Consider the following 24492-nt stretch of genomic DNA (forward strand, 5'->3'; position numbering starts at 1 on the left):
GTAGCGCACGTACGGATCTGTGCCGGAGGCCTGATCTTTAGGAGTTATCTCTTTAGATCAGGGCTTTACGGCGACCCACTTTTTGCGCTAACTCACATCCTGAGCCATAGTTTAAAAACCGCTTATGGAGCAGGATGTGGCCATGACTTTACCTCGCGGGCAGTTGATCTGCCCTGAATCAACACCGTACTATCATGTCACCAGTCGCTGTGTGCGCCGTGCCTTTTTATGTGGTATTGACCACTATACTCAGCAGAGTTACGAGCATCGCAAGCCTTGGGTGTTGGATAAAATCAAACAACTCGCCAGCATTTTTACCATAGATATCTGTGCTTACGCCATTATGAGCAATCATTACCATTTGATATTGCACATTAATTTGCTTGAAAACCGCAATCTATCTGATAGTGAAGTTGCAGCGCGTTGGCAGCAGCTGTTTGCCATGCCCATGCTGGTAGATGATTGGTTAATGGGAAAAGAGCAAGCAGGTGCAGAGCAAGCGGTAGTGGCTGAATTAATTGCTGAATGGCGCAGTCGCCTTAAAAACATCAGCTGGTTTATGCGCTGTTTAAATGAAGACATTGCGCGCAAGGCCAATCAAGAAGACAGCTGCAAGGGGCATTTTTGGGAGGGGCGCTTTAAAAGCCAAGCCTTACTGGATGAAAAGGCCCTGCTTACCTGCATGACTTACGTTGATTTAAATCCCATTCGCGCCAATATGTGCCAGCGTGTTGAAGAGCAAGAATTCACCTCGATTTATGAGCGTATTCAGCAATATAAAGCGAAGCAGAATGACCAGATTGTGAAATCCGAACTGTTACCCTTTGAGCGCCAATTCGACATTAGCCAACCTCATGAAATTCCATTCTATTTTGAAGAATACCTGCAACTGGTAGACAGGACAGGGCGTGCCATTCGAGACGATAAACGCGGCTATATTCCTGCCGATGAACCCAGGTTATTACACGAGCTGGGCATTGAACAAGATAGCTGGCTTCAACTAGTCAGTCACTTTAGCCGAAGTTTTGGCAGCGCCGCAGGCAGTTGGGAGCATCTGACTGCCCACAGTAGAAAGGCTGGCCACTGCTGGACGCGAGGACAAACGGCATGTAATCGACTGAGTGGGCCTGGATAATTCTAACCTGCCGCATAAAAAAAATTATCTAGCCAGCTTCCATGAGCTGCTGCAGTCATGCCTGATTTTATCAATCTGCTCAGAATTTAGCATTTCAGTTCAATTTCCAGTTATAAACGAACCATGCTTTCCGCAAATCAGCAAACAAGATTTGGCAATTGTTGTGGTGGTTTGGTATAAAATTGCCTATTAATTTAGGTGGATGTCCCAGTTTTCTGGTCGGTTGCAACTGGTCAGTCACTTTAGCCGAAATTTTGGCAGTGCCGCGGGCAGTTGGGAGCACTTGACTAGCCATAGCATTCGAGCAGGCCATTGCTGGACTCGTGGGCAAGCAGCATGTAACCGACTGAGTGGGGTTGGATAAAACTAACCTGAAAAAAGCTGCCCGTCGCATAACCATACTATCTAGCCATTTTCTATGAGCTGGTGGAGTCATGCCCAATTTCTATCAATCCTCTCAGAAATTAACATTTCAGTTCGATTTCCAGTTTTAACTGAACCGACAGTAGACTTGCTTGTCGCAAATTAGCAAACAAAATTTGGCAATTGTTGCGGTGGCTTGGTATAAGTTTGCCTAATTATTTAGGTGGGTGTCCCAGCTTTTTATTATCAATGGATATACAGTTTTTGACGAATCCAAAAAAACCGAAATGCCCTTTCGATTCAAGGTTAGTTATGTTCTGGTTATGTCAGCTATATTTCCTTTTTTCTACGGGGTGTTTATCAAAGAGGTTGTTATTCTTCATAAAAATGTTGCGGCAGGTAAAAATGAAATACTGGAAAGAGAAATATACAATTAAAAAAGCAATGGATTGCGGGATTCATGGTTATGAATATGTTCCGGTAATTGGTTATTCCGACGAACAATGGGCCCCTTATGTAGACAGAAGAATTCATGACGATTGGATTTATTATGTTGAGGTTTGTGGGTTTCAATTTGCTTTTTTTTCGATTGAAATGCTTGAACTTTACATCGATTTCTTTAGTAGGAAATCTTTACCAAGTACCAGATTTGGTGGGATTTCTCCTTTCTCTAGAGGTGCCGCGGCATCTGTGGGTGATGGTCAATCTCCCTTTGAGAGGCTGCCTGCCTATTTACGGAAGAAAAATTATCGTCTTCGAGTTGTGAAAGCACTGACTAAAGCTAAGATGCACTTTAAGAGCAATGTTTCACATGTTATTAGATAGTAGGCTATGGTAATAGCTTTGAATATTGGCTTGCATTGTTCTAGAACGGGTAACCTTTCACCAGCCCCCTCTTGAAATTTATATGTGATCCAAATCGACTGATCTAACAATCGTGCTTGAAGGATCCCTCCAGCCTGCCAACATCTGCGCCATGAAAAAGAAATCGATGTTCACCCAAGATGCGCCTCACGTTGAGGACATTAACGATGCTAACGCACTCATCAAAGAGCTGTGGGATAAGTTGCGCGAGTACGAAGACAAGCTGGCAACCAGTTCACGCAATTCCTCCCGCTCACCCTCAAATGATACGCCTGAGGTTAAGGGATAACGGGACAGCCATCACTTTATTGCACTACTTGATATCCTGCCTGCTTCTGGCCTAATTATTTAGGTGGGTGTCCAGTTACTCTCCAGTTACTACTATATCCAGTTACTCTTGTCACCAGCTTCCATTGACGGCCGGGAGGCTCATAAGTGTTAGAGAGCTTTTTTACCAAACAAATCAGTGTATTCTTCAATAAGAACTGGCTCTTCCCAGTAATCAGGAATTAAGCGATTGTTAAATTCCATGAACTGATTATCTTGCTCTGTTCTATCTTCTTTTAACATTGCGTGAAGTGCAGTATATATACCATTTCTGATAATAGGGTTTAATTCTTTCATTTGCTCGTCGGATAGGTGCTCAGCATGAAAATCTTCCATAGCATTGCGAACTACAATCGCGATATATTTCGCTAAATCTTTATTTGGATCATCCATCTTTATTGCCTTTCTAACGCTTCAATCAGCCTCATCGTTTTTTCTGCATCACTTAACCACCGCCACCTTACTCGATATAGGTTGCATTGACCTTGTTAAGTCTGCCGCGTGAGGACGTATAGCTCGCTATGGCGTTTTAGCGCAACGCTCAGCTAGCTGATTAATTTTGAGGACCAATATACTGAGTTCGAGGTAATTTGGATAGTCTTTATGTCCATATTTATCTGAACGTTACGCACAATCAAGCCTTCCTTGCTAGCGTCGAATTTTCTCCTATCCCGTTTTAGTGCTGCTGTATTTTGATTGTCTGATCACCCCCACATTGAGCTTCACTAGCCGACTCAACGGCTGGACACATTCTTTGCAACAAGTGGCTTGCTGGCCTTTCTTCATTAATTCCTGCCACTTAATGGCTTGACGGCAATTTACCTAATTTCGTTCTCGCTTGGTTTGATTTTTCAACGCATCGGCTGTGGTAAAAGCCCATGTATTGATATTGCGGTTTTTTCGGCAACGCGATGTGGGCGAGCATTCGCTGTATCAAATCTTGATGGCTTAAGGTCAGAAGTTCACGCCGTTGAGTTTGGTTCAATTAATGCGTTCATTCAACTCTTCGGCTTTTTTGTACTATTTATTTACCGAGTCAGGCAATCCTGTTTCAAAAAACAAAAAACCGCCAGCGGCGGTTTTTTTAATTAGCCCGTTCGTATTATTAACTTATTAAAAACGAACAGCTTTTTTACCGTGACGAGATTTAAGTTGGTTAACCACTTCTTCTAACGCTACGCCTTCGTTTTGCAGTAATACCGTTAGGTGGTATAGCAAATCGGCGCTTTCACAAATTAGCTCTTCGCGATCTTTGGCCATGGCAGCTAGGGCGACTTCGACGCCTTCTTCACCGACTTTTTGGCTGATGCGTTTAGTGCCTTTAGCAAATAGGGCGGCGGTGTAGCTTTCGCTTGGATCAGCGGCTTTACGCTCGGCCAAAAATTGCTCTAAGTGGGCAATAAAGGTCATGGCAGGCTGCTGTTCATTTTCAAAACAGCTCACGTTACCTAAATGACAAGTTGGGCCAATCGGGTTAGCTGTGATCAATAGGGTATCGTTGTCACAATCAGGGGTGATTTCCACCACTTTTAAAAAGTGACCAGAGGTTTCACCTTTACACCAAAGGCGCGATTTAGTGCGGCTAAAGAAGGTTACATTACCGGATTCGATAGTGGCGCTTAGGGCTTCTTGGTTGACATAGCCTAGCATGAGCACTTGTGCTGAAACCGCATCTTGTACTATTACTGGCATTAAGCCATCTACTTTTTCCCAATCTAGGGCATTTAATTTTTCTTCGTTTATCATAATCTTATGTCAACACCTTGAGATATTAGGTAGGCTTTAAGTTCGCCGATATTAATGATGGCTTTATGGAATACACTGGCAGCGAGTGCGCCATCGACATCAGCTTTGTTGAATACATCCGCAAAGTGGACCATTTCTCCTGCGCCGCCAGAGGCGATTAATGGCACCTGACAAATTTCACGTACGCGAGATAATTGCTCTAAATCGTAACCACAGCGCACGCCGTCTTGATTCATCACGTTTAATACAATTTCACCCGCGCCGCGGCTTTGCACTTCTTTAACCCAATCAAAGGTGTTCCAACGTGTGGTCACGGTGCGCGACTCATCACCGGTGAACTGCTTTACTTGATAGGTTTTGGTTTCATCGCAATAGTAAGAGTCGATGCCGACAACGATACATTGCACGCCAAATTTTTCAGCTAAACGATTTATTAAGCTTGGGTCGGCAAGAGCAGGGGAGTTAATCGATACTTTATCGGCACCAAACTCAAGTACGCGCTTAGCATCGTCTTCGGTTTTAATACCGCCAGCGACACAAAACGGAATATCGATCACTTCAGCAACGCGACTTACCCAAGATTTATCTACCACGCGCGCGTCAGAGCTGGCCGTAATATCATAAAACACGAGTTCATCTGCGCCTTCTTCAGCATAGCGCTTAGCTAAAGGTACAATGTCGCCAACAATTTCATGGTTACGAAACTTAACCCCTTTAACTACTTTGCCGTCTTTAACGTCTAGGCAGGGTATAATACGTTTTGCTAGCATTCCATGCCCTCTTTTCTAAGTGTTTGATTTTTTTCTTTTTTATTCAATTCTTTCACTTCCCTTCACCTTCATATTCACATACAGGTAAATTTTTGGACTTATATTTTGCATAAATATTCATCTTTTAATACTTATGCGTCCATTTTATCGAGGTAATATATAACAAAATACATTGACGGGATACACGCCGAGGGACTTGAAATTGACTTCATGCCCTGTTGGATTGAAGTCAATTAAACTCAAAGCTGATTATCTCGCTATTACGACACTCTCGCTTGATGTCATAGGTGTAGGCTGCGCCGCGAATAAAGAGGGCAAATTCATTCTTGTGAATTGAGTCGATATTCAAGCAACGTCGAAATTTTAACCCAACGCTGAACACCCGTGAACGGCGGCTGCTCTGTTTAAAGAGAGCAGCCTTGATGCAATTTTTAGATATGGGTTCTCATTGAGGTGACAATGCCGCTTTGGGTGTTTAATGTACTTTACTGCTTAACGGCACAATTTAAACTTTCGGTATTGTAGCCCCACTGAATATTGGCGTTGCCGTTGTGTTCCTTCAGTATGTAATCACCAGCATCATAGACAAGGCCTGTGGGCGTTTCTCGGCGAAATAGCAACTGAGTGGTCTCACCGTGCTCTACCTTAGCGGTGGGCGGTGTGGTTGCAAAATAAGTCACCACAAAATCGTTGGACGAACCCTCTTTACAGGTGTAATGAACAGGAACGCTACTGCCTACTAGGTTATATTGGGCTTCAATCTCGGCTTGGCGGTGCTTATAGTTGTACTCAATGCATTGTTTAAGGTCGGGTTCTTTCCAGCACTCGTTACGGCCTTTTATCCACCCGCGTTGTGTTGCTTGAAAACGTTTCCTATCGGCCGTGGTATCTATTTTGGCTAGTGCAGCCTTAAACGTTGTCGCCATTGCTTGATCATATTGGGCAAGTGTGCTGTCACTGCATATTAGTTTTTCGGCACTACTGAGCTTTTCTTGCTGGCAATCGAAGGTTGGTTGCACTGCTATTGAAGAATGTGCACTGTTGGCATTGTCTCTTGGTTGAGAATAGTCAATGGTGTGATCACAACTACCGTCATTCTCGCAGTCATTAATGCCGTCGTGGTCACTGTCCCAGCTGGGGTGCATTTTTGTTTGCGATTTTTCGACAGTAGCTTGGTTAGGGCTAGCGTGTACGCTGCCAAGTGATCCTAGGCAAAGAGCGCTAAAAAGTAACGGGATGATATAGCTGGTTTCGCGGTTCATAAGCGGCTTCCATTGTGTTGAGGGAAGAAATCCCTGTGAATAAATGACGACGAAAAACATTCACTTTTCGCGGCTTTATCAAACTTGTATTTAAATTTACGAATAGGAGTGAGGTATCGAAACAAATGACTAACCATTTTCCTAAAACTGGGCTTCACGGTGTTCTCCTTGCTAGCCTACAGCGGCGTATTTTGTACCAATGAGAAAAATCGTAAACAGTAGCCAATCATTAATAATATGGGCGCCTGCACAAACTAAAATGTTCTTAGTGACTAAGTAGGGGATCAACAAAATGATCCGAGCACTGCCAATCACCAATAGGCATTGAAATATGCGCCATTCATAGGTTGGGAGGTGTAACACAGCAAACCATACGGCCGTGCCTAATATTGCTAATGCCAAAGATTGTGAACGCTTAAGCCCCCAGTAGCTAAATAATGTCATCAAGCCCAGAAACGGCATAATAGATATTAACTCTTCACCAAAAAGTTGAATAATGGTACGCAGAAAAAACACTTCGAGTTGTTGCGTTGATTGATTTTGTATCTGCTCCATCGCGGGGTTGCTACTGACGGAAGTAAGGTGGCTTAAAAGCATGCCGATAAGAATGGTAACGATTAGATTGACAATAGCCGTGCCAATCATCCATGCACCATCACGCCATCTTAGGGGGCGTGATGGTGCACGCCAAGGTTGTCCATTGAGCATCACCAAGGCGAATAGAGGGATACCTGCAAATAAAAACGCGGAAACAAAGACGCCAATGCCATTTTGAGCCCATGGCCAAGGCATCATAAGACAATAAGAGGCAAGAGCGAGACTAAGGATGATTAGCAGCCACTGGAAGCCATTAAATGCCACAGGATTACCTACATAGTATGGAAAATCATCCGCGCGTTTAGGCTGAGCCTTCAATGGGTTTAAGGGCTGGTCATTAGTATTGTGCATCATTACTGAATCCTTAGGGCCAGTTATTTATTGCCATACTTTGAATACGTGGACTGAGTTGTTAATGTCGAGAGAAATTAGTTGAATAATGTTGTCATCAAAAACTATCACGGCTCACCGTCATCGTCTACAAAAATGTCAACAGCATTAAGTGGTTGTAGGTGGAGCTCACTTGTTGAGCCGTTACCGAGATCCTAGCAACAATTATAAGCAGAGTAGGTAACCAGGAAGGCTGTTTAAAGGAAGGGGATAATATTCGTGAAATTGATAACAATCGTTTAGATAAACGATTGTTATCAAATAAATTAGCTATGGGCTACTTAGTGGCTACATTCTCGTTCCAACAAGCGATGGCTTGCGCAACGTTAAATTTACCTTCTAACAGGGCGCGGCCAACAATCACACCATCAGCACCAGAGCGCGCGACTGCTGCTATATCATCTAATCCGCCAATGCCACCTGAAGCTTGCCACAGAATGTTTGGAAACTGCTGTTTCAGCTCAGCGTACAATTCCACGTTTGAGCCCGCTAAGGTACCGTCACGAGAAATATCGGTACATAACACATGTTTTAAACCAGCAGGGGAGTAGATATCGATGAGGCTTTCAATGGTTTGACCACTGGCTTCTTGCCAGCCCGCGATGGCAACAATTTTATTGCCATCAGCGTCGATGTTGATGTCCAGTGCTAATACGATATGCTCAGCGCCGTATTTTTTCATCCATTCAACCACCACTTGCGGTTGTTTAACGGCGGTTGAGCCAATAACTACACGCTCTGCGCCCGCTTTAAGTAAGTCGATAACGTCTTGCTCGCTGCGCACGCCACCGCCAATTTGAATTTTGGCTGGGGTGTTTTTGATTAATGACGCAATCACGTCTAGTTGACGCTTAGTCACGTCTTTTGCGCCGTCTAAGTCAACTAAATGTAACCAGTCGGCTCCTTGGCTGTTGTAGTCGTTAAATTGGCTTTGTGGATCGTCGCCATAAATGGTTTTTTGGGCGTAATCACCTTGGTACAACCGAACAATATTGCCATCGATTAAATCTAATGCAGGGATGATCATTTATAGCTCCAAAAAGTTTTTAATCAGTTGCGCGCCAGCTTTACCGCTGCGCTCAGGGTGAAATTGCACCCCGTAAAAATTGTCTTTACCTACTGCTGCGGTAAATGGATTACCGTATTCACAACTGGCAATGGTGTAAGCATTCACCGCAAGTGCGTAAGAATGAACAAAGTAAAAATAGCTGCCCGCAGGAATGTCTTTAAACAGCGGATGGCCATCAACTGGGGTGATTTGGTTCCAGCCCATGTGTGGCAAACGTAAGTTGCCTACTTGCATCTTATCAACATTGCCAGGGACCAAGCCTAAGGTGGCTAAATCGCCCTCTTGGGAATATTCAGCCATTAGCTGCATGCCTAAGCAAATACCTAATACAGGTTGCTTGAGGCCGCGCACTTGCTCAACAAGGTCGCGCTCAACAAAGTTGTTCATGGCTTCTTTAGCAGTGCCAACGCCGGGTAAAAACAGCTTGTCAGCGCGTTGTAATACAGCTGGGTCTTTTGACACGGTGACTTGGTAACCTAAGCGTTCAATAGCAAAGCGCACCGAGGATAAGTTGGCGCAGCCAGTGTCAATAATAACGACGTTAAGATCCGACATTAAAGTACCCCTTTACTCGACGGTAATTCATTACCTTCTTTTTTCACACATTGGCGCAGAGTACGACCGAACGCTTTAAATAGGCCTTCAACCATGTGGTGGGTATTCTCACCTTCTACTTTAAGGTTCAACGTTGCACCTAAGGTTTGGCTCAGTGAATAGAAGAAATGTTCAACCATCTCAGTGGCCATCGCGCCAACCATGTCGCGCGGAAACTGTGCTTTAAAGGTAAGGTATGGGCGACCCGATAAGTCCATTGAACAGCTGGCTTCACTTTCGTCCATTGGCAGAACGAAACCAAAACGGCCAATACCACGTTTATCACCAATGGCATCACGTAGTGCTTGGCCAAGGGCGAGGGCGGTGTCTTCTACGCTGTGGTGATCGTCAATGTGTAAATCGCCTTTTACCTTCATTTTTAGCTGGATGCCACCATGAGTCGCGATTTGATCAAGCATGTGATCAAAAAAGTCGATGCCTGTGCTGATTTCATTACCGCCGCTTTGGTCTAAGTCAACCGCAACTTCTATCGATGTTTCTTTGGTTACTCGGGTTACACTGCCAACACGGTTGCCTTTGTTCAGTAACTTTGCAGCTATGTCATTCCAGCCAAGGGTCTCTTTGTTGTATAGAATGCCTTCAAGGCCCATGTTTTCTGCTAGTTGTACATCGGTAATACGATCGCCGATGACGTAAGAGTCAGAGAAATCAATGCGGCCTGAAGCTAGGCATTCTTTCACCATGCCTAAGTGTGGTTTACGACAGCTGCAGTTTTCATGAGGGAAATGTGGGCAAAGTAAAACCGACTCAAATTTCACACCTTGGCTGGCAAACATTTCCATCATGGCATTTTGTGGAATATCAAAGTCTTGTTGTGGGTAGCTGTCAGTACCTAGGCCGTCTTGGTTACTAACGATAACCAGCACATAGCCTGCATCCTGTAGCTTTAATAAGTTAGGGATCACCATTGGCTCTAACTTTAATTTTTCTAAGGTATCAACCTGTTTATCGGTGATTGGTTCGTCAATTAGCGTGCCGTCACGATCAATAAACAGGAATTTTTGTTTGCTCATTTACTACTTCTCCCTCTGCATGGCAGAGCAAAAAGGCCGCACAGAGGCGGCCAATAATTTTTATAATGCTGCGAGTGCCTTGATGGTAGCTCTCATTTCCGCTTTATTACCTATGGTAATACGGATGCAGTTTTCTAGACGCGGCTTGTTGGCAAAGTCACGGGCGATAATGCCAGCCTTGGCCAAGGTTGCAAACGCCAACTTAGAATCGACAAAACGAGCCAAGATAAAGTTACCTGTGGCAGGGAACAATTCAGTCACACATTCCAAACTGTCTAATTGCGCCAATGCTTCGCGACGCAAAGCGTTTAGGGTAGTGACGCGCTGCTCCATAATGTGCAGACCGCCGGTTGATAACGCTTGGCTGGCAATTTGTGCCACTGGGCCGGGTACCGGATAAGGCGGAATGACTTTTTTCATCATTTCAATCACGCTAGGCTGCGCTAAGGTAAAACCACAGCGTATAGAAGCCAGTGCAAAAGCTTTAGACAGCGTGCGAGTCACCACTAGGTTTTCGTAGTGTTCAATTAACTCAACCTGACTCTGGTCGATACAAAACTCAATGTATGCTTCATCCACCACTATCAATGCACGATCTTTAGCGCTTTCCAATAGTTGCTTCAGTTGCTTAGTATCAAGCATGTTACCGGTTGGGTTGTTAGGGGCGCATAAAAACACCACTTTAACGCTATCTAGCTTGTCAGCGACGGCTTGGTAATCCACATCAAAGTTGGCTTGCAGTGGCACGGTTTTAATGTCCACACCACAAGTATTCGCACTTACGCTGTACATGCCATAAGTAGGAGGACAGATTAAAATGCTGTCTTTACCTGGCTCACAAAAGGTGCGAATAAGCAGTTCAATACTCTCATCTGCGCCACGCGTTGCTAATACTTGATCAGTATTTAAGCCTGTGTATGAGGCGTAGGCGTTGATCACTTCTGGTGGCTGAAACTCCGGATAACGATTCATCCGGTCGCAGTTCAACTGATATTCACTGCAATCAGGTGCTTCGTTAGCGTTGATCCAAACTTCACCTTTACCACCAATGCGACGGGCGCTTTCATAGGGCACCAGCTCTTGCACTGTTTGTCTTGCTAATTTTTCAATACTCATTATTCACCAGCCTGATCGCATTTAGCGAGTTGGTCCATGCGAATGGTAACCGCACGTTTGTGCGCCGTTAAGCCTTCGGCGTCCGCCAAGCGGGTAACCGTTGGTGCTAGATTACGTAAGCCATCTTGGCTAAGCTCTTGCACGGTATAACGCTTCACAAAGTCGGCCATGCCTAAACTTGAATAGGTTTTGGTGTAACCGTATGTGGGCAGTACGTGGTTAGTGCCACTGGCATAATCGCCTACAGACTCCGGTGTCCAAGGGCCTAAAAAGATAGAGCCAGCATTTTTTAATTGGCCAACTAGGCTGCGCGCATCACGGGTTTGCACAATTAAGTGCTCCGGCGCATAAGTGTTTGAGATTTCTATGGCTTGCTCAAGATCTTTAGCAATAATAATCATGCTATGGCCAAGAGCTTGTGCTGCGATATCTTTGCGACTGAGTAGTTCTAATTGCTCTAATACCGCCTGCGCAGTTTTTTCTGCGACAATTGGACAGGTGGTCACAAGAACCGATTGTGAGTCGTGTCCGTGCTCGGCTTGTGATAACAGATCGGATGCAATAAATTGTGCGTCAGCGCTGTCATCAGCAATCACTAATACCTCCGATGGGCCAGCTGGCATATCAATGGCGGCGCCAGCGAAATCCATGCTGACCTGACGTTTTGCTTCCGTGACAAAGGCATTACCAGGGCCAAATATTTTGTTTACCTTAGCAATGCTTTGCGTGCCATAAGCCATCGCAGCAACAGCTTGTGCCCCGCCAACGGTGTATATTTCATCAACACCACAAATTTTAGCGGCATACAAAATTTCGTCAGCCAGTGGTGGTGGTGAACATAATACTAAACGATTACAACCTGCCAATTGTGCTGGGGCACCGACCATTAACACCGTTGACGGTAATGGTGCGCTGCCACCTGGAATATACAGGCCAACTGCTTCAATCGCTTGGGTGTGCATTTCGCACACCACACCCGGCATTGTCTCAACGCGAATAACGTCTTGCACTTGTGCTTGGTGAAAGCGACGAATTTGCTGATAAGCCACATCAATGGCTTGTTTTATATCACTGCCTAAACGCTGCTCTGCGGCATCAATTTGCACTGCAGAAACACGAATCTGATTCGAATCTACTTTGTCGAATTTTTTAGTGTATTCAAACAAAGCTTCATCACCACGGCTGCGAATATTGGCGATAATGTCAGTGACAATCGCCGTGATATCGGCCGATGAATTTATAGCTGGGCGTGATAACAGCTGAGTTTGCTGTTTATCACTTAACGTTTGCCAGTTGACCGTAAGCATGACTACTCCAACATTTTTTCAATAGGTAATACAAGAATTGAGCTTGCGCCCAGCTCTTTTAGCTCTTCCATGGTTTCCCAGAATAGGTTTTCTGTGCTTACAACATGAATGGCAACGGTATCGGTTGTTCCCGCCAGTGGCAATACGGTTGGCTGTTCTGAGCCTGGCATTAAATCAATGACTTTATCAAGCTGCGATTTAGGCGCATGCAGCATGATGTACTTACTTTCACGTGCTTGTTGTACACCTTGTACACGGGTGAGAATTTTGTTGATTAGGGCTTGTTTTTCATCATCAAATTTACCCGCTGCTTTGATCAATACGGCCTTAGATTTGTAGATAACTTCGGTTTCTTTTAAGCCGTTCGCTTCTAGAGTCGCACCGGTTGATACTAAATCACAAATCGCATCAGCTAAGCCAGCACGCGGCGCCACTTCTACAGAGCCGTTTAGCATGCAAGAGCTAAAAGGTACGCCAGCTTTATCCATAAATGCTTTTAAGATGCCAGGGTAAGAAGTGGCAATGCGTAAGTCACGTAATGATTCAGGGCCTTGGTAGTCAAAGTCTTCTGGCACGGCCAGTGACAAGCGACAACCACCAAAATCAAGGCGCTTTAATAATTCAAATTGTGCAGGATCTTCGGTTTGAGCGCGCAGTAAGCTTTCTTCTTCTAATACGTTTTCACCGATAATACCTAAATCAACCACGCCATCCATGACTAGACCTGGAATATCGTCATCGCGCACGCGCAGTAGATCAACAGGCATGTTTTCACAATGTGCAATGAGGCGTTGCTCGCGCATGTTTATTTTTAAGCCACAAGCTTTAAGCATCTGCTGTGAGTCTTTGCTTAAACGACCTGATTTTTGTATCGCGATACGTAGTCTATTTTTATCTAACATATTAATTACTCTTTCCTTTACCCGCTAAAACGAAAAAACCCTCTGAAGTTTCCTTCCGAGGGTTTTAAAATTCTTGTTAAACCGCTGCTGGAAGTACCTCAAAATTAGCCTTCCAGAACCATTCCTCCGGAAGATTACTTCGGATGATGATGGTGATGAATTACAACTTGTGTAGTCAGCTTACGGTTCATTTAAATTCTTATATTGAAAAACAAAACAAGCACACATTACCAACGCAGGCTCAAATTGCAAATGGTTTTTTTCTAAATAGTGAATCATCTGTGATACGAGCTAAAATTATAGAATATCCTGCCGATATAGTGAGTATAAGGGGGTGATTTATGTCAGGTCAAAGCTTAGTCAATGATGTGGTCAGCAAACCTTTACCTCGGGTAACGGATAAAGACAGCACCATTGATATTCATAAAACGCAACAAACAGGAAAAGCATCGAGAAAAAATAAAAAGCATTTGAAAACGCAGCAAAAACTGCCTAAACATCCGGATAAAGTTGAATCAACGACTGAAAAATCCCACGAAGGGGATATTGATGTATTTGTTTAGCTTTACTAGGGTCTGTTGATCTTTGCTGGTTAATTTTTGTTCGAGATAAAAGCGTTTTGAGCAAGGCGAGCAGTGTGTAGCTTAGCATTCTAAGTAAATACTGCTCAACGATGGGCAAAACGCTTTTAGCCGAATCCGTAGGACAGCGTTTGTTGGGTATTTCTACTGCGTTATCGCCTTTTCGTGTAGCTAGCTACACCACAAAAGCACTGCCTTGTATAAATACCCAACAATTCGCTGCAAAAACAATCACGAAAGATCAACAGACCCTAGTAGCTGCAACAAATAATTATTCTGGCATAATGCTTGTTTTGTTTGATGCTGGAACATTATGTCAGTTGCTCAATTTTTTTCTGCTTCAGGGCCATTATCTGAATTAATTAAGGGTTACCAGCCGCGTCAGCCGCAGCTGGAGATGGCACAAGCCGTGAGCCAGAGTATTAAGGACACAAGTGCCTTGTTGGTGGAAGCAGAAACGGGTACCGGCAAAACCTTCGCTTATTTAGCACCAGCTTTGGTGCATGGTAAGCGTACGGTTATCTCAACCGGCAGTAAGAATCTACAAGAACAACTGTATCTGCGCGATTTACCTTTATTGCTAAATGCCAGTGGCTTTACCGGCGTGGTTGCATTACTTAAAGGGCGAAATAACTATTTGTGTTTAGAGCGAATGAACCGCTTTATGTTGCAAAGTCATCAGCAAGACACCAATTTACTAGCCGATTTGGTCAAGGTGAAAACCTGGTCAGCCAGTAGTGAGCAAGGCGATATAGGTGAGCTGGCTGAATTGGCTGAAGATGCTGACATTATTCCACTGGTTACCAGCACCAATGATAATTGCCTTGGCCGTGATTGCCCCAGTTATGACGATTGCTATCTAATTAAAGCACGAAAACGTGCTCTCGAAGCCGATGTATTGGTGGTTAACCATCATTTGTTTTTTGCCGATTTAGCGGTAAAAGACACCGGTTTTGGTGAGCTGATCCCAGACGCCGACGTGTATATATTTGATGAAGCCCATCAATTACCTGACATCGCTAGCCAATATTTTGGCGAATCATTATCCAGTCGCCAGCTATTTGAACTGTGTAAAGACATGGATTATGTCTATCGGGCTGAGTTACGCGATATGGCGCAACTTGGCAAAGCTTGTGATCGATTTAAATCGTCGATCCAAGAGTTACGCATTGCTTTCAATGTTGATAAAGGCAGTGGCAGTTGGCGCGATAAACTGCGCGACGAACAAATGAAGCAAGCAGTAGCTAGGTTCATGGAAGCGATGCAACTGGTGTATGAGGTGGCTAAATTAGGCCTAAATCGCAGTGAAGTGTTGGATCATTGTTTTGAACGACTTGTGTTATTTAAAAGTCAGTTTGAGAAATTACTGTCGGTTGACAAGGCTGGCTTTAGTTATTGGTTTGACTGTAACCGGATGCAATTTAGCCTTAATATCACCCCGCTTAGTGTGGCTACTCGTTTTGCCTCTGAAATGGCTAAGCGACCTGCCGCTTGGGTGTTCACCAGTGCGACGTTAGCGGTTGATCAAAAGTTCGATCATTTTGCGCAATTACTTGGCTTGGCGGATGCACAAACCTTATTACTTAAAAGTCCGTTTGATTATGCCCAGCAAAGCTTACTGGCGGTGCCGCGCTTTTTACCTGAACCTGGCGGCAAAAACCTCGCGCCGGTGCTGGCTAAATTGTTAGCGCCCATCATTGCCCAAAACAAAGGACGTTGTTTCTTTTTATGCACCAGCCATTACATGATGAACGAGCTAGCGAATAGTTTTCGCGAGTTACTGGATTTGCCTGTTTTAGTACAAGGCGAGGGCAGCAAACAGGCGCTGTTGAATGAGTTTATTGACTCAGGCAATGCATTATTAGTGGCAACAGGGGCATTTTGGGAAGGCATCGATGTGAGGGGACAGGGCTTGTCTTTAGTGATCATCGACAAGATTCCTTTTGCGTCACCAGACGATCCTTTATTGAAAGCACGAATGGAAGATGCCCAGCTTAAAGGGCTAGAGCCGTTTCAACATGTACAGTTACCACAAGCGGTGATCACGTTAAAACAAGGAGTAGGGCGATTAATCCGTGACGTGGAAGATAAAGGGGCTGTCATTATCTGTGACCCAAGATTAGTCAGCCGAAACTATGGCAATATCTTTTTGAATAGTTTACCTTGCATGCCCCGTACTCGGGATCTCACTAAAGTGACTGAATTTCTGCAACACTTGGATTAATTATGGCCAGCACAAAACCAACAATTTTACTCGCAATGGACACCTCTACAGAGGGATGCTCGGTTGCTTTATCAGGATCTGATCAAGTTCATGCTAACTTTATGTTGAGCCCAAGAGAGCATACCCAACGCATACTGCCTATGGTCGATGCTGTGCTAAAAGAAGCGAGGGTTTCACTCCATCAGGTGAGCGCTTTGGTATATGGCCGAGGTCCTGGTAGCTTTACAGGTGTGCGCATTGGTATCGGCATTGCTCAAGGCTTAGCATTTGGCGCTGATTTGCCGATGATTGGCGTTTCAACCTTGCAAGCAATGGCGCAACAAGCTTTTGAGCAACAAGGTGCTAGCCGTGTTTTAGCTGCGATAGATGCCCGTATGGGTGAAGTTTATTGGGGTGAATATCAGCTTAATGAACAGCAATTAATGACCTTAGTGGGTGAAGAGCAAGTATTACCGCCATCAGCGGTACTTGACTTATACGCAGACAAATTTGACCTGCCAATGACGCCAGTGGGCACTGGTTGGCAAGCCTATCCTGAGCTTTCGGAGGCATTTGATCTACAACAAGCCGTGGTCGTGTCATTCCCACACAGTGAATTTATGTTGCCTGCGGCGTTGGATCAGTTTTTGAATGGTCAAACAGTGATGGCGGATCAAGCCACACCGGTATATTTACGAGATAAAGTGACGTGGAAGAAACTTCCGGGCAGAGAATAGTTACTTTATTTATTCGCGCGCTATAATTGTAAGCACGCAAAACAAATTTTATATCAGTAATTAATTGAGTTGATGTGTTGGATTGATGACGATGATTAATCAAATTTCAAACAATATTGATAGTATTTCATCGGGGTATCAAAAGCCCAAGCAGCCGGCTGTGCCTGCTGCTCCAGAGCAAGTCGCTAAGTCACCAGTCCCCATTCGGCAAACTCAATTAAGCGAGCAAGAGATAGAAACCGTCAAACTGGCTTATGATCAACCAGATGGGCGAAACCAAAAGGCATTAGCCTCCTATCAAGATATCGAAAAAGCCCAAATGCGAGAAGAAATATCCAGCACTTTTGGTATTGACCTCTACGCGTAATGCTCGACACTGCTGTTTTATTTCCGATTCAACCTAAGCTTGAAACCCAATTTGTTACATTGCGTGAAGGCGCCTTGGCAGCGCTTGCTATTGGTGAGCCAGCGTTACCTGTCGTGCTATGTCTGCATGGTTGGCTTGACAATGCCGCGTCATTTGTTCCACTTTTGCAGGCGTTTGAGCAGCAACAACTCACCACTCAGTTTCGTTTTGTATGCATTGATTTACCTGGCCACGGTCACTCACAGCACAGAAATAGTGCATACCACTTTGCTGATTGGGTTGATGATGTTTATCAAGTGATCACCGTTCTAGGCGAACGGCCCGTTATTTTGATTGGGCATTCTCTTGGCGCGTTAGTGGCGAGCTGTGTGGCAGCGGCTTTTCCGGAAAAAGTGAGCCACTTGATTATGATTGAAGGGGCTGGTCCGTTGGTTCAATCAGTGACATCCACCACTGCGCATTTGCGTCAGGCTATTTTGTCGCGCCAGGCCTCTTCGTTACCAAAACCAAGACTGCTAAGTTCATTAGTGCAAGCGAAACAACGCGCATTAGGGATAAGTGCCAAAAATGCAACGTTACTAGCCACTCGTGGTGCAATGTCTGTGACGAAAGGCTATGTTTGGCGCCATGATCCCAGATTGACATATTTGTCACCCTTTCGTTTGGCTGAGTCACAAGCGCAGCAATTAATAAAAGACATTAAATGCCCGACAATGTGTATTCTCGGCAACGATGGTTATGCTGAAATAAGCACGCATTTATTCGAACGCCAGCACTTATTTACGCAACTGACCAAGGTTGAACTACCAGGCAACCACCATGTACACATGGAAAATCATCTGGGCGTGGCCCAAACCATAAAAGAATATTTAGTTAAATGTTAGTTTGTTAGCGCTAATAACCTTGGTTATTAAGCAAGTCATTCATATACTGATTAACATAACGATAACAATTAAAGCACCCAGATATAGGATGAGGTAAGTTATGGACAAAATTTGGCTAGAGCGTTACCCGAGTGATGTACCATCTGAAATTGACGCTGAGCAATATGATTCGCTGGTGGACTTACTCGATGAAAGCGTTAATAAATATGCAGACCAAGCGGCCTATATAAACATGGGGCAGGCGATGACTTATCGCCGTTTAGAAGTTCTTTCACGCCACTTTGCCGCCTATTTACAAGAAGAGCTTAAGTTGCAAAAGGGCGATCGCGTCGCGCTGATGATGCCCAATTTATTACAATATCCGATAGCGATGTTTGGTGTATTACGAGCAGGCATGGTGGTGGTTAATGTTAATCCGTTATACACCCCTCGTGAGTTAAAGCATCAGTTAAATGATTCCGGTGCTAAGGCCATTGTAATCGTGTCTAACTTTGCCCATACCTTAGAAAAAGTGGTAAAAGACACGCCCATTGAGCACGTTATTTTGACCCGTTTAGGTGACCAGCTAAATCCAATAAAAGGCACGTTGGTTAACTTTGTCGTCAAGTACATCAAAAAAATGGTCCCTAAATACCATTTACCCAACGCCAGTACCTTTCGTCATGCCTTGAAAAAAGGTGAATATTTACAATACGTAAAGCCTAAATTGTGCCCTGAAGACTTAGCATTTTTACAATATACCGGTGGCACCACAGGGTTATCAAAAGGCGCGATGCTTAGCCATAAAAATATTATTGCTAATTTATTGCAGGCCCTTGGCGCTTATGGCCCAGTGCTAAAGGAAGGCAAAGAGGTTATTGTTACCGCATTGCCCCTTTATCATATCTTTGCTTTAACAGTAAATTGTCTATTGTTCATGCGGTTAGGGGCAACAAACCTGCTTATTACAAATCCAAGAGATATCCCTGCGTTTGTTAAAGACTTAGCCAGCGTACCCTACACAGCCATTACTGGCGTCAATACCTTGTTTAATGCACTGATAAACAGTGAGGATTTTAAACAATTGGACTTCAGTAAATTGAGATTGACTATTGGCGGTGGCATGGCGGTGCAAAAAGCGGTCGCAGAGCAGTGGCAGCAATTAACGGGTTGTCGTTTACTAGAAGGGTATGGTTTAACTGAGTGCGCGCCGTTAGTGACAGTAAACCCTTATGATCTCGACGGCTATAATCACAGTATTGGCTTGCCCATGCCCTCAACCGAGGTGCGCTTTGTTGATGAATCGGGCCAAGAAGTCCCCCTAGGTGAGCCCGGTGAAATGCAAGTGCGTGGTCCTCAGGTGATGTCTGGTTATTGGGGTAAAAAACATACGCCTGAAATTACCGAGGATAAATGGCTTAACACCGGTGATATCGCACGCATTGATGAACAAGGGTTTATTTACATTGTTGACAGAAAAAAAGACATGATCTTGGTTTCTGGCTTTAACGTGTTTCCGAATGAACTTGAAGATGTGGTTTCTAGTAATGCCAAGGTGCTGGAAGTGGCTGCCATTGGTATTCCTGATGCCGTCTCGGGTGAAGCGGTAAAAGTTTTTGTGGTTAAAAAAGACAGCTCCTTAACAAAAGAAGAATTAATCCAATACTGTCGTAAAGAGTTAACTGCCTATAAGGTGCCAAAACTGGTAGAATTTCGCGATGAGCTTCCCAAAACCAATGTCGGAAAAATATTACGCCGTGTCTTAAGGGAAGAAGAATTAGCCAAATTGGCAAAGGTCGATAGTTAAGAGATAAGCAGTTGGAATTTAATTTTATTGATAGTCAAAGTCAGCTACAGCAACTATGTGCTGACTTAACACCAAGCCTAATGGCATTGGATACCGAGTTTGTTAGAACCCGTACCTTTTATGCTAATTTGGGCTTGTTACAATTAGCTCAAGATGGCCAGTTTTATTTAATTGATCCGTTAGCGGTAGGGGATTTAACGCCATTTTGGCAGCAGCTATCAGTAAAAACCAGCCTGTGGCACTCGTTCGGTGAGGATTTAGAAATTGTTCTCAACCACAAGGGTAACCTAGAGGGTGAGTATTTAGATACACAAGTGGCTTGTGCTTTTTTGAATATGGGGCATTCGTTAGGTTACGCCGCCATGGTGACACAGCTCACCGGTGTCGTATTAGACAAAGGTGAATCAAGAACCGATTGGCTAGCGCGTCCACTGCAACCGGCTCAGCTTGACTACGCGATTAAAGATGTTGTGTACCTTGAACAATGTTATGACCAGCTAGCGGAAAAGTTGGTCACTAAAGGCATGACTGATTTTTTCAAGCAAGAATGCCAAAACTTGGTACAAAAACGTCTGCAAAAAGTACAACCTGATGAAATCTATCTTGATTTAAAAAATGCGTCTAAGCTTTCGCGTCGCAGTTTAGCTATTTTTAAACTACTGGCCAGTTGGCGTTATCAAACGGCGCAATCACGCAACTATGCGTTAAACTTTGTGGTTAAAGAAGCCCATTTATGGGAAATCGCCAAACATGCCCCCACCACCAAAGCACAACTATCATCCATTGGCGTGACTGACCAAGAAATTCGGATTCATGGTAATACTTTATTACAGCTGGTGAAACAAGGCTTGGCTGTGGCGAATGATGATTGTCCAGACAAAATCAAACCTATTATAGAATATCCAGCTTATAAAAAAGAATTCAAACGGATCAAAGATGCGGTTAGCTTAACCGCAACCACTTATGATCTGCCCGTTGAGCTGATCGCGTCAAAGAAGACGATTCACCAATATTTATCTTGGTTATGGAAACTATCAGATGCACAAAAAGAGACAGCTGAAAAGCCCATGTTATTGTCTAGCTGGCGCTTTGAACTGATGGCAAAGCATTTAGCTGAATAATCACTTTAAACCCTATACCAGCCATGTAAACGAAAAAACCACACAATTGTGTGGTTTTTTATACCGAAACACTAACAACTGAAGAATTGTTACTTGTTGTCTTCAGGTAACATCACGTTGAGCTCAAGCACCGATAAGTTTGAGCCTTTTTGCTCAAGTTGCACGGTAACCTGCTCAGGTGAAATTTCTACGTATTTACGGATCACTTGCAAAATGTCATTGCGTAGCTCAGGTAAGTAATCCGGACCCGCGCGCTGACCGCGCTCATGAGCAACGATAATTTGTAGGCGTTCCTTTGCGAGCTGTGCAGTATTATTCTTATTTGATCTAAAGTAATCAAGCAACGACATCTTATCCTCCAAATATGCGACTCAGTAGGCCTTTCTTTTCTTCTTGTATAAAACGGAATTCGCGGCTTTCACCCAGAAGGCGATCAACTGCGTCTTGGTAAGCCATACCTGCATCACTTTCACTATCAAGTATAACGGGTTCGCCTGAGTTTGATGCTTTAAGTACAGCCTGCGATTCAGGGATAACGCCAAGTAGCTTGACCGCTAAAATATCATTAATGTCTTCAACACTCAGCATGTCGCCAGAGTTAACACGTTTCGGTGAATAACGCGTGATCAACAAGTGTTCAACAATTGGCTCTAAGCCTTGTTCAGCACGGCGAGACTTACTTGAAAGCATGCCAATAATACGATCCGAATCGCGAACCGATGAGACTTCAGGGTTAGAGGTAATGATTGCCTCGTCGGCAAAGTACAGGGCCATCATGGCACCTTTTTCGATACCAGCCGGTGAATCACAAACAATATAATCAAAGCGCTCAGCTAAATCGTTTAGTACCTTTTCAACACCTTCTTTGGTTAACGCATCTTTATCTCGAGTTTGAGACGCAGGTAAAATGTATAAATTCTCAATGCGTTTGTCTTTGATAAGCGCTTGGTTCAAGTTCGCTTCATCATTGATTACATTCACAAAGTCATATACAACACGGCGCTCACAGCCCATTATTAAGTCAAGGTTACGTAATCCAATATCAAAATCTACGATCACTGTTTTCTTACCAGCTTGCGCTAGGCCTGTACCAATTGCTGCGCTGGTGGTCGTTTTACCAACGCCGCCTTTACCTGATGTGACGACAATAATTCTTGCCATTCCCGATGTTCCTTTATGATTAATCTAGATTTGAAATTTTCAATTGATCGTTTTCAAGGGAAACAGTGGCAGCTTGTTGCCAACATTCTTCTTGTAACGTTTCACTTAATTTATAATTGCCGCAAATAGAAATTAGTTCAGCTTCCAAGTTTCGACAAAATATGCGTGAGTTTATATCGCCTTTGGCACCTGCAATTGCACGGCCCCGTAAATGGCCGTAAACATGAATACTACCATCTGCAATGACCTCAGCTCCAGCACTGACGGAGCCAATAATGACCAAATTTTTATCTTTTGCGTATAATTGCTGGCCAGATCTAAGTTGCCCCTGATGAAATAAGGTAGCGGGCGAGTCTTGATGTTGAACTTCTATTTGCGTTTCGATACGCGTTTCAACTTTTGCTTCAGCCACAGGCGCGGGTGTTTCAGCCTGACTGGCTTGGCCGGATTTTAACACCGCTAACCCTGCTTGGCGGGCTGCTTGCTTGACTGCATCATTTTGAGCTCCCGTAATACCAACCAAGACAAATTGTTGGCCCTTGATTACTTCGCTGAGCCCCATAAAATCAATTTCGTCTTCACACTTTTCAATATTGATTACGACAGGTGCGCCACTAAAGAAGGCGGGAGCCTGTTGCACTTTTTTTTCTAATGCATGTTGGATATCTGACAAGTTGCTATCGCTGATATTTAAAACAAAAAGTGTAAAATTGGTGCCTTTTAACTCAATATTATTCTCGGCCATACGGTGGCGATTTCCTATCAATAAAAATTCTGCTAAATCTATTAATTGCCTATTGCCTGTCATGTTATAGTCTGTCTCCAAGTTAGGCAAGAAATGACCAAGAAGCATCTTATGTTGTGTGCGATATATAAAAGTTTAAAGAAAGAAGAAACCTATCTTTATTTAGCCAAGAAAGATGATTTTACTCCTGTACCAGAAGCTTTAATGAAAATGTTTGGCAAGGCGCAGTTGGTTTTAGTGATTAATTTAGCTAAGCAGCAGCATTTAGTGCGCGCTGATATCGATAAGGTTAAACAGTCCCTTAGCGATGAGGGTTTTTACTTACAGTTGCCGCCACCGCCAATCAATTATTTAGAGCAACATAAAGCTCAACAAAAAAAGGACAAATAATAGACTATGCGTTTTTTAATGTTAACAAGCTTACTTTTTTCGGGCGCCGTACTTGCCCAAGCAGCTGAAAAGCCAGACTATAAAACTTATCTGAGCGGTATTAAGGCTGAAGCCATTGAGCAAGGTATAAGTGAGCAAGTGGTCGAGCAAGCCTTATCACAAGCTAAATTTATCGAACGTGCCGTTAAACTGGATAAATCACAACCAGAATTTAAGCAAACATTAGACACTTATTTACCCAAAGCAGTGCCCCAGTGGAAGATCAAGCAAGCGCGCGATTTATACAAAAAACATCGTGTTGAGCTAGAAAAAATCGGCAAAGACTTCGGCGTTCAACCGCGTTTTATTGTGGCCTTGTGGGGCATTGAAACTAACTTTGGTGGTTATACTGGTAATTTTGATGTGGTGTCAGCTTTAGCAACCTTAGCTTACGATGGCCGTCGCGAAGCCTTTTTTAAAGAACAGCTATTAGCGGCATTAACCATTTTGGATGAAGGTCACATTAGTTTAGACAAAATGCAAGGTTCATGGGCCGGTGCCATGGGGCAATGCCAGTTTATGCCGACGTCATTTTTAACCTATGCCGTGGATTACAGTGGCGATGGTCGTAAAGATATTTGGCAAACTAAGTCGGATGTATTTGCTTCAGCGGCTAACTACCTCAAAATGTCAGGTTGGAATAATGATTTAACTTGGGGTCGCCAAGTTAAAATTCCAGAAAATTTAGATATTAGTGTCACCGGTTTAAAGCAATCTCAAAAAACCTTAGCACAATGGCAAGCGCTGGGCGTGCGTAAGACTGACGGATCAGATTTACCTACCCGAGATATTTCAGCATGGTTGGTACTGCCCGATGATGAGCATGGCCGCGCATACTTAGCCTATGATAACTATGCCACCTTAATGAAATGGAATCGCTCAAACTATTTTGTAGCGGCAGTGGGCACCCTTGCTGACAGCATTGCCTACCCACCGATTAAGTAAGAACGTTATAATGTGTTTTTAAGGTGCGCATTTGCGCACCTTTTTTATTGAGCTAAT

General features: G+C 43.9%; 25 protein-coding genes, 1 pseudogene and 1 other annotated feature. Of the genes and pseudogenes, 12 read left to right on the forward strand and 14 right to left on the reverse strand.

What is annotated here, in order from left to right:
• The first annotated feature begins 142 nt into the window (after positions 1–142).
• From Q4519_RS10870 to Q4519_RS10880, 3 genes and pseudogenes are all read left to right on the forward strand, one after another.
• The gene (locus Q4519_RS10870; RefSeq protein ID WP_303512139.1) at positions 143–1135 is read left to right on the forward strand and encodes a transposase; all 993 of its coding nucleotides are present in this window, start codon (positions 143–145) and stop codon (positions 1133–1135) included.
• A 768-nt stretch (positions 1136–1903) separates the two neighbouring features.
• Positions 1904–2323 (forward strand): hypothetical protein, encoded by a 420-nt coding sequence (locus tag Q4519_RS10875; protein ID WP_232804219.1) that lies wholly within the window; start codon positions 1904–1906, stop codon positions 2321–2323.
• Positions 2324–2474: 151 nt separating this feature from the next.
• Positions 2475–2636: pseudogene (locus tag Q4519_RS10880) on the forward strand (DUF6444 domain-containing protein); the annotation flags it as partial.
• A gap of 164 nt (positions 2637–2800) precedes the next feature.
• Here the strand turns inward: Q4519_RS10880 and Q4519_RS10885 are convergent.
• The 11 genes from Q4519_RS10885 to hisG form a co-directional block, all read right to left on the reverse strand.
• Positions 2801–3082: a hypothetical protein gene (locus Q4519_RS10885; RefSeq protein ID WP_303512140.1), complete on the reverse strand. Its 282-nt coding sequence runs from the start codon at positions 3080–3082 to the stop codon at positions 2801–2803.
• A gap of 720 nt (positions 3083–3802) precedes the next feature.
• Positions 3803–4435 carry a bifunctional phosphoribosyl-AMP cyclohydrolase/phosphoribosyl-ATP diphosphatase HisIE gene (gene hisIE, locus Q4519_RS10890; protein ID WP_303512142.1) on the reverse strand — a complete coding sequence of 211 codons (633 nt, stop codon included), beginning with the start codon at positions 4433–4435 and terminating at the stop codon, positions 3803–3805.
• The gene (gene hisF, locus Q4519_RS10895; RefSeq protein ID WP_232799679.1) at positions 4432–5205 is read right to left on the reverse strand and encodes an imidazole glycerol phosphate synthase subunit HisF; all 774 of its coding nucleotides are present in this window, start codon (positions 5203–5205) and stop codon (positions 4432–4434) included. Before hisF ends, hisIE begins: the two co-directional genes overlap by 4 nt.
• Before the next feature lie 485 nt (positions 5206–5690).
• Complete coding sequence (locus Q4519_RS10900; RefSeq protein WP_303512144.1) at positions 5691–6467, reverse strand: lysozyme inhibitor LprI family protein; 777 nt, start codon at positions 6465–6467, stop codon at positions 5691–5693.
• Between the two features lie 171 nt (positions 6468–6638).
• Positions 6639–7418, reverse strand: a complete 780-nt coding sequence (locus Q4519_RS10905) for a CPBP family intramembrane glutamic endopeptidase (RefSeq protein WP_303512145.1) — start codon at positions 7416–7418, stop codon at positions 6639–6641.
• Positions 7419–7731: 313 nt separating this feature from the next.
• Complete coding sequence (hisA, locus tag Q4519_RS10910; protein WP_232799676.1) at positions 7732–8481, reverse strand: 1-(5-phosphoribosyl)-5-[(5-phosphoribosylamino)methylideneamino]imidazole-4-carboxamide isomerase; 750 nt, start codon at positions 8479–8481, stop codon at positions 7732–7734.
• Positions 8482–9078 (reverse strand): imidazole glycerol phosphate synthase subunit HisH, encoded by a 597-nt coding sequence (gene hisH, locus Q4519_RS10915; protein ID WP_232799675.1) that lies wholly within the window; start codon positions 9076–9078, stop codon positions 8482–8484. It abuts the gene before it with no gap.
• The gene (gene hisB, locus Q4519_RS10920; RefSeq protein ID WP_303512148.1) at positions 9078–10151 is read right to left on the reverse strand and encodes a bifunctional histidinol-phosphatase/imidazoleglycerol-phosphate dehydratase HisB; all 1074 of its coding nucleotides are present in this window, start codon (positions 10149–10151) and stop codon (positions 9078–9080) included. Before hisB ends, hisH begins: the two co-directional genes overlap by 1 nt.
• 60 nt (positions 10152–10211) lie before the next feature.
• A complete protein-coding gene (gene hisC, locus Q4519_RS10925) occupies positions 10212–11267 on the reverse strand; it encodes a histidinol-phosphate transaminase (RefSeq protein WP_303512150.1) in 1056 nt (351 codons plus the stop codon).
• The gene (gene hisD, locus Q4519_RS10930; RefSeq protein WP_232799672.1) at positions 11267–12574 is read right to left on the reverse strand and encodes a histidinol dehydrogenase; all 1308 of its coding nucleotides are present in this window, start codon (positions 12572–12574) and stop codon (positions 11267–11269) included. Before hisD ends, hisC begins: the two co-directional genes overlap by 1 nt.
• Before the next feature lie 2 nt (positions 12575–12576).
• Positions 12577–13476, reverse strand: coding sequence for an ATP phosphoribosyltransferase (gene hisG / locus Q4519_RS10935; protein WP_232799671.1), 900 nt, complete (start codon positions 13474–13476; stop codon positions 12577–12579).
• Positions 13477–13505: 29 nt separating this feature from the next.
• Positions 13506–13635: a sequence feature (His leader region), on the reverse strand.
• Positions 13636–13817: 182 nt separating this feature from the next.
• Between hisG and Q4519_RS10940 the strand changes: the two genes are divergently transcribed.
• The 7 genes from Q4519_RS10940 to rnd all read left to right on the forward strand — a co-directional run bounded on the left by Q4519_RS10940 (position 13818) and on the right by rnd (position 21155).
• Entirely contained in the window at positions 13818–14039 is a 222-nt protein-coding gene (locus Q4519_RS10940) for a hypothetical protein (RefSeq protein ID WP_303512153.1), read from the forward strand.
• Positions 14040–14370: 331 nt separating this feature from the next.
• Complete coding sequence (locus Q4519_RS10945) at positions 14371–16281, forward strand: ATP-dependent DNA helicase (RefSeq protein WP_303512155.1); 1911 nt, start codon at positions 14371–14373, stop codon at positions 16279–16281.
• Between the two features lie 2 nt (positions 16282–16283).
• Positions 16284–16997, forward strand: coding sequence for a tRNA (adenosine(37)-N6)-threonylcarbamoyltransferase complex dimerization subunit type 1 TsaB (gene tsaB / locus Q4519_RS10950; RefSeq protein ID WP_303512157.1), 714 nt, complete (start codon positions 16284–16286; stop codon positions 16995–16997).
• A 91-nt stretch (positions 16998–17088) separates the two neighbouring features.
• Positions 17089–17364, forward strand: a complete 276-nt coding sequence (locus Q4519_RS10955; protein WP_303512159.1) for a hypothetical protein — start codon at positions 17089–17091, stop codon at positions 17362–17364.
• Positions 17364–18248 (forward strand): alpha/beta fold hydrolase, encoded by an 885-nt coding sequence (locus tag Q4519_RS10960; protein ID WP_303512161.1) that lies wholly within the window; start codon positions 17364–17366, stop codon positions 18246–18248. Before Q4519_RS10955 ends, Q4519_RS10960 begins: the two co-directional genes overlap by 1 nt.
• 100 nt (positions 18249–18348) lie before the next feature.
• Positions 18349–20034: a long-chain-fatty-acid--CoA ligase FadD gene (gene fadD, locus Q4519_RS10965; RefSeq protein WP_232799665.1), complete on the forward strand. Its 1686-nt coding sequence runs from the start codon at positions 18349–18351 to the stop codon at positions 20032–20034.
• Between the two features lie 11 nt (positions 20035–20045).
• Positions 20046–21155, forward strand: a complete 1110-nt coding sequence (rnd, locus tag Q4519_RS10970; protein ID WP_232799664.1) for a ribonuclease D — start codon at positions 20046–20048, stop codon at positions 21153–21155.
• 89 nt (positions 21156–21244) lie between these two features.
• On the opposite strand, the gene minE is transcribed toward rnd, so the two are convergent.
• Genes minE through minC form a run of 3 tightly spaced genes read right to left on the reverse strand, consistent with a single transcriptional unit; the run spans position 21245 to position 23061 of the window.
• Positions 21245–21505 (reverse strand): cell division topological specificity factor MinE, encoded by a 261-nt coding sequence (gene minE, locus Q4519_RS10975; RefSeq protein ID WP_232799663.1) that lies wholly within the window; start codon positions 21503–21505, stop codon positions 21245–21247.
• A gap of 1 nt (position 21506) precedes the next feature.
• Positions 21507–22316, reverse strand: a complete 810-nt coding sequence (gene minD / locus Q4519_RS10980) for a septum site-determining protein MinD (RefSeq protein WP_232799662.1) — start codon at positions 22314–22316, stop codon at positions 21507–21509.
• A 19-nt stretch (positions 22317–22335) separates the two neighbouring features.
• The gene (minC, locus tag Q4519_RS10985) at positions 22336–23061 is read right to left on the reverse strand and encodes a septum site-determining protein MinC (protein ID WP_303512163.1); all 726 of its coding nucleotides are present in this window, start codon (positions 23059–23061) and stop codon (positions 22336–22338) included.
• A 111-nt stretch (positions 23062–23172) separates the two neighbouring features.
• Between minC and Q4519_RS10990 the strand changes: the two genes are divergently transcribed.
• Complete coding sequence (locus tag Q4519_RS10990) at positions 23173–23451, forward strand: YcgL domain-containing protein (RefSeq protein WP_232799761.1); 279 nt, start codon at positions 23173–23175, stop codon at positions 23449–23451.
• 18 nt (positions 23452–23469) lie between these two features.
• Positions 23470–24435, forward strand: coding sequence for a lytic transglycosylase domain-containing protein (locus Q4519_RS10995; RefSeq protein WP_303512165.1), 966 nt, complete (start codon positions 23470–23472; stop codon positions 24433–24435).
• Positions 24436–24492 lie beyond the last annotated feature (57 nt).

The sequence above is a fragment of the Motilimonas sp. 1_MG-2023 genome (genome assembly GCF_030547455.1).
Lineage (GTDB): Bacteria > Pseudomonadota > Gammaproteobacteria > Enterobacterales > CBDFNC01 > Motilimonas.

Coding starts and splice junctions, on each gene's coding strand:
- hisC (WP_303512150.1), bottom strand. CDS start 11,267: ATGAGTATTGAAAAATTAGCAAGACAAACAGTGCAAGAGCTGGTGCCC.
- hisB (WP_303512148.1), bottom strand. CDS start 10,151: ATGAGCAAACAAAAATTCCTGTTTATTGATCGTGACGGCACGCTAATT.
- Q4519_RS10870 (WP_303512139.1), top strand. CDS start 143: ATGACTTTACCTCGCGGGCAGTTGATCTGCCCTGAATCAACACCGTAC.
- Q4519_RS10885 (WP_303512140.1), bottom strand. CDS start 3,082: ATGGATGATCCAAATAAAGATTTAGCGAAATATATCGCGATTGTAGTT.
- hisIE (WP_303512142.1), bottom strand. CDS start 4,435: ATGATAAACGAAGAAAAATTAAATGCCCTAGATTGGGAAAAAGTAGAT.
- Q4519_RS10875 (WP_232804219.1), top strand. CDS start 1,904: ATGAAATACTGGAAAGAGAAATATACAATTAAAAAAGCAATGGATTGC.
- Q4519_RS10900 (WP_303512144.1), bottom strand. CDS start 6,467: ATGAACCGCGAAACCAGCTATATCATCCCGTTACTTTTTAGCGCTCTT.
- fadD (WP_232799665.1), top strand. CDS start 18,349: ATGGACAAAATTTGGCTAGAGCGTTACCCGAGTGATGTACCATCTGAA.
- Q4519_RS10905 (WP_303512145.1), bottom strand. CDS start 7,418: ATGATGCACAATACTAATGACCAGCCCTTAAACCCATTGAAGGCTCAG.
- Q4519_RS10960 (WP_303512161.1), top strand. CDS start 17,364: ATGCTCGACACTGCTGTTTTATTTCCGATTCAACCTAAGCTTGAAACC.
- Q4519_RS10955 (WP_303512159.1), top strand. CDS start 17,089: ATGATTAATCAAATTTCAAACAATATTGATAGTATTTCATCGGGGTAT.
- Q4519_RS10945 (WP_303512155.1), top strand. CDS start 14,371: ATGTCAGTTGCTCAATTTTTTTCTGCTTCAGGGCCATTATCTGAATTA.
- tsaB (WP_303512157.1), top strand. CDS start 16,284: ATGGCCAGCACAAAACCAACAATTTTACTCGCAATGGACACCTCTACA.
- hisA (WP_232799676.1), bottom strand. CDS start 8,481: ATGATCATCCCTGCATTAGATTTAATCGATGGCAATATTGTTCGGTTG.
- Q4519_RS10995 (WP_303512165.1), top strand. CDS start 23,470: ATGTTAACAAGCTTACTTTTTTCGGGCGCCGTACTTGCCCAAGCAGCT.
- hisF (WP_232799679.1), bottom strand. CDS start 5,205: ATGCTAGCAAAACGTATTATACCCTGCCTAGACGTTAAAGACGGCAAA.
- hisH (WP_232799675.1), bottom strand. CDS start 9,078: ATGTCGGATCTTAACGTCGTTATTATTGACACTGGCTGCGCCAACTTA.
- Q4519_RS10940 (WP_303512153.1), top strand. CDS start 13,818: ATGTCAGGTCAAAGCTTAGTCAATGATGTGGTCAGCAAACCTTTACCT.
- minD (WP_232799662.1), bottom strand. CDS start 22,316: ATGGCAAGAATTATTGTCGTCACATCAGGTAAAGGCGGCGTTGGTAAA.
- hisD (WP_232799672.1), bottom strand. CDS start 12,574: ATGCTTACGGTCAACTGGCAAACGTTAAGTGATAAACAGCAAACTCAG.
- Q4519_RS10990 (WP_232799761.1), top strand. CDS start 23,173: ATGTTGTGTGCGATATATAAAAGTTTAAAGAAAGAAGAAACCTATCTT.
- hisG (WP_232799671.1), bottom strand. CDS start 13,476: ATGTTAGATAAAAATAGACTACGTATCGCGATACAAAAATCAGGTCGT.
- minE (WP_232799663.1), bottom strand. CDS start 21,505: ATGTCGTTGCTTGATTACTTTAGATCAAATAAGAATAATACTGCACAG.
- minC (WP_303512163.1), bottom strand. CDS start 23,061: ATGGCCGAGAATAATATTGAGTTAAAAGGCACCAATTTTACACTTTTT.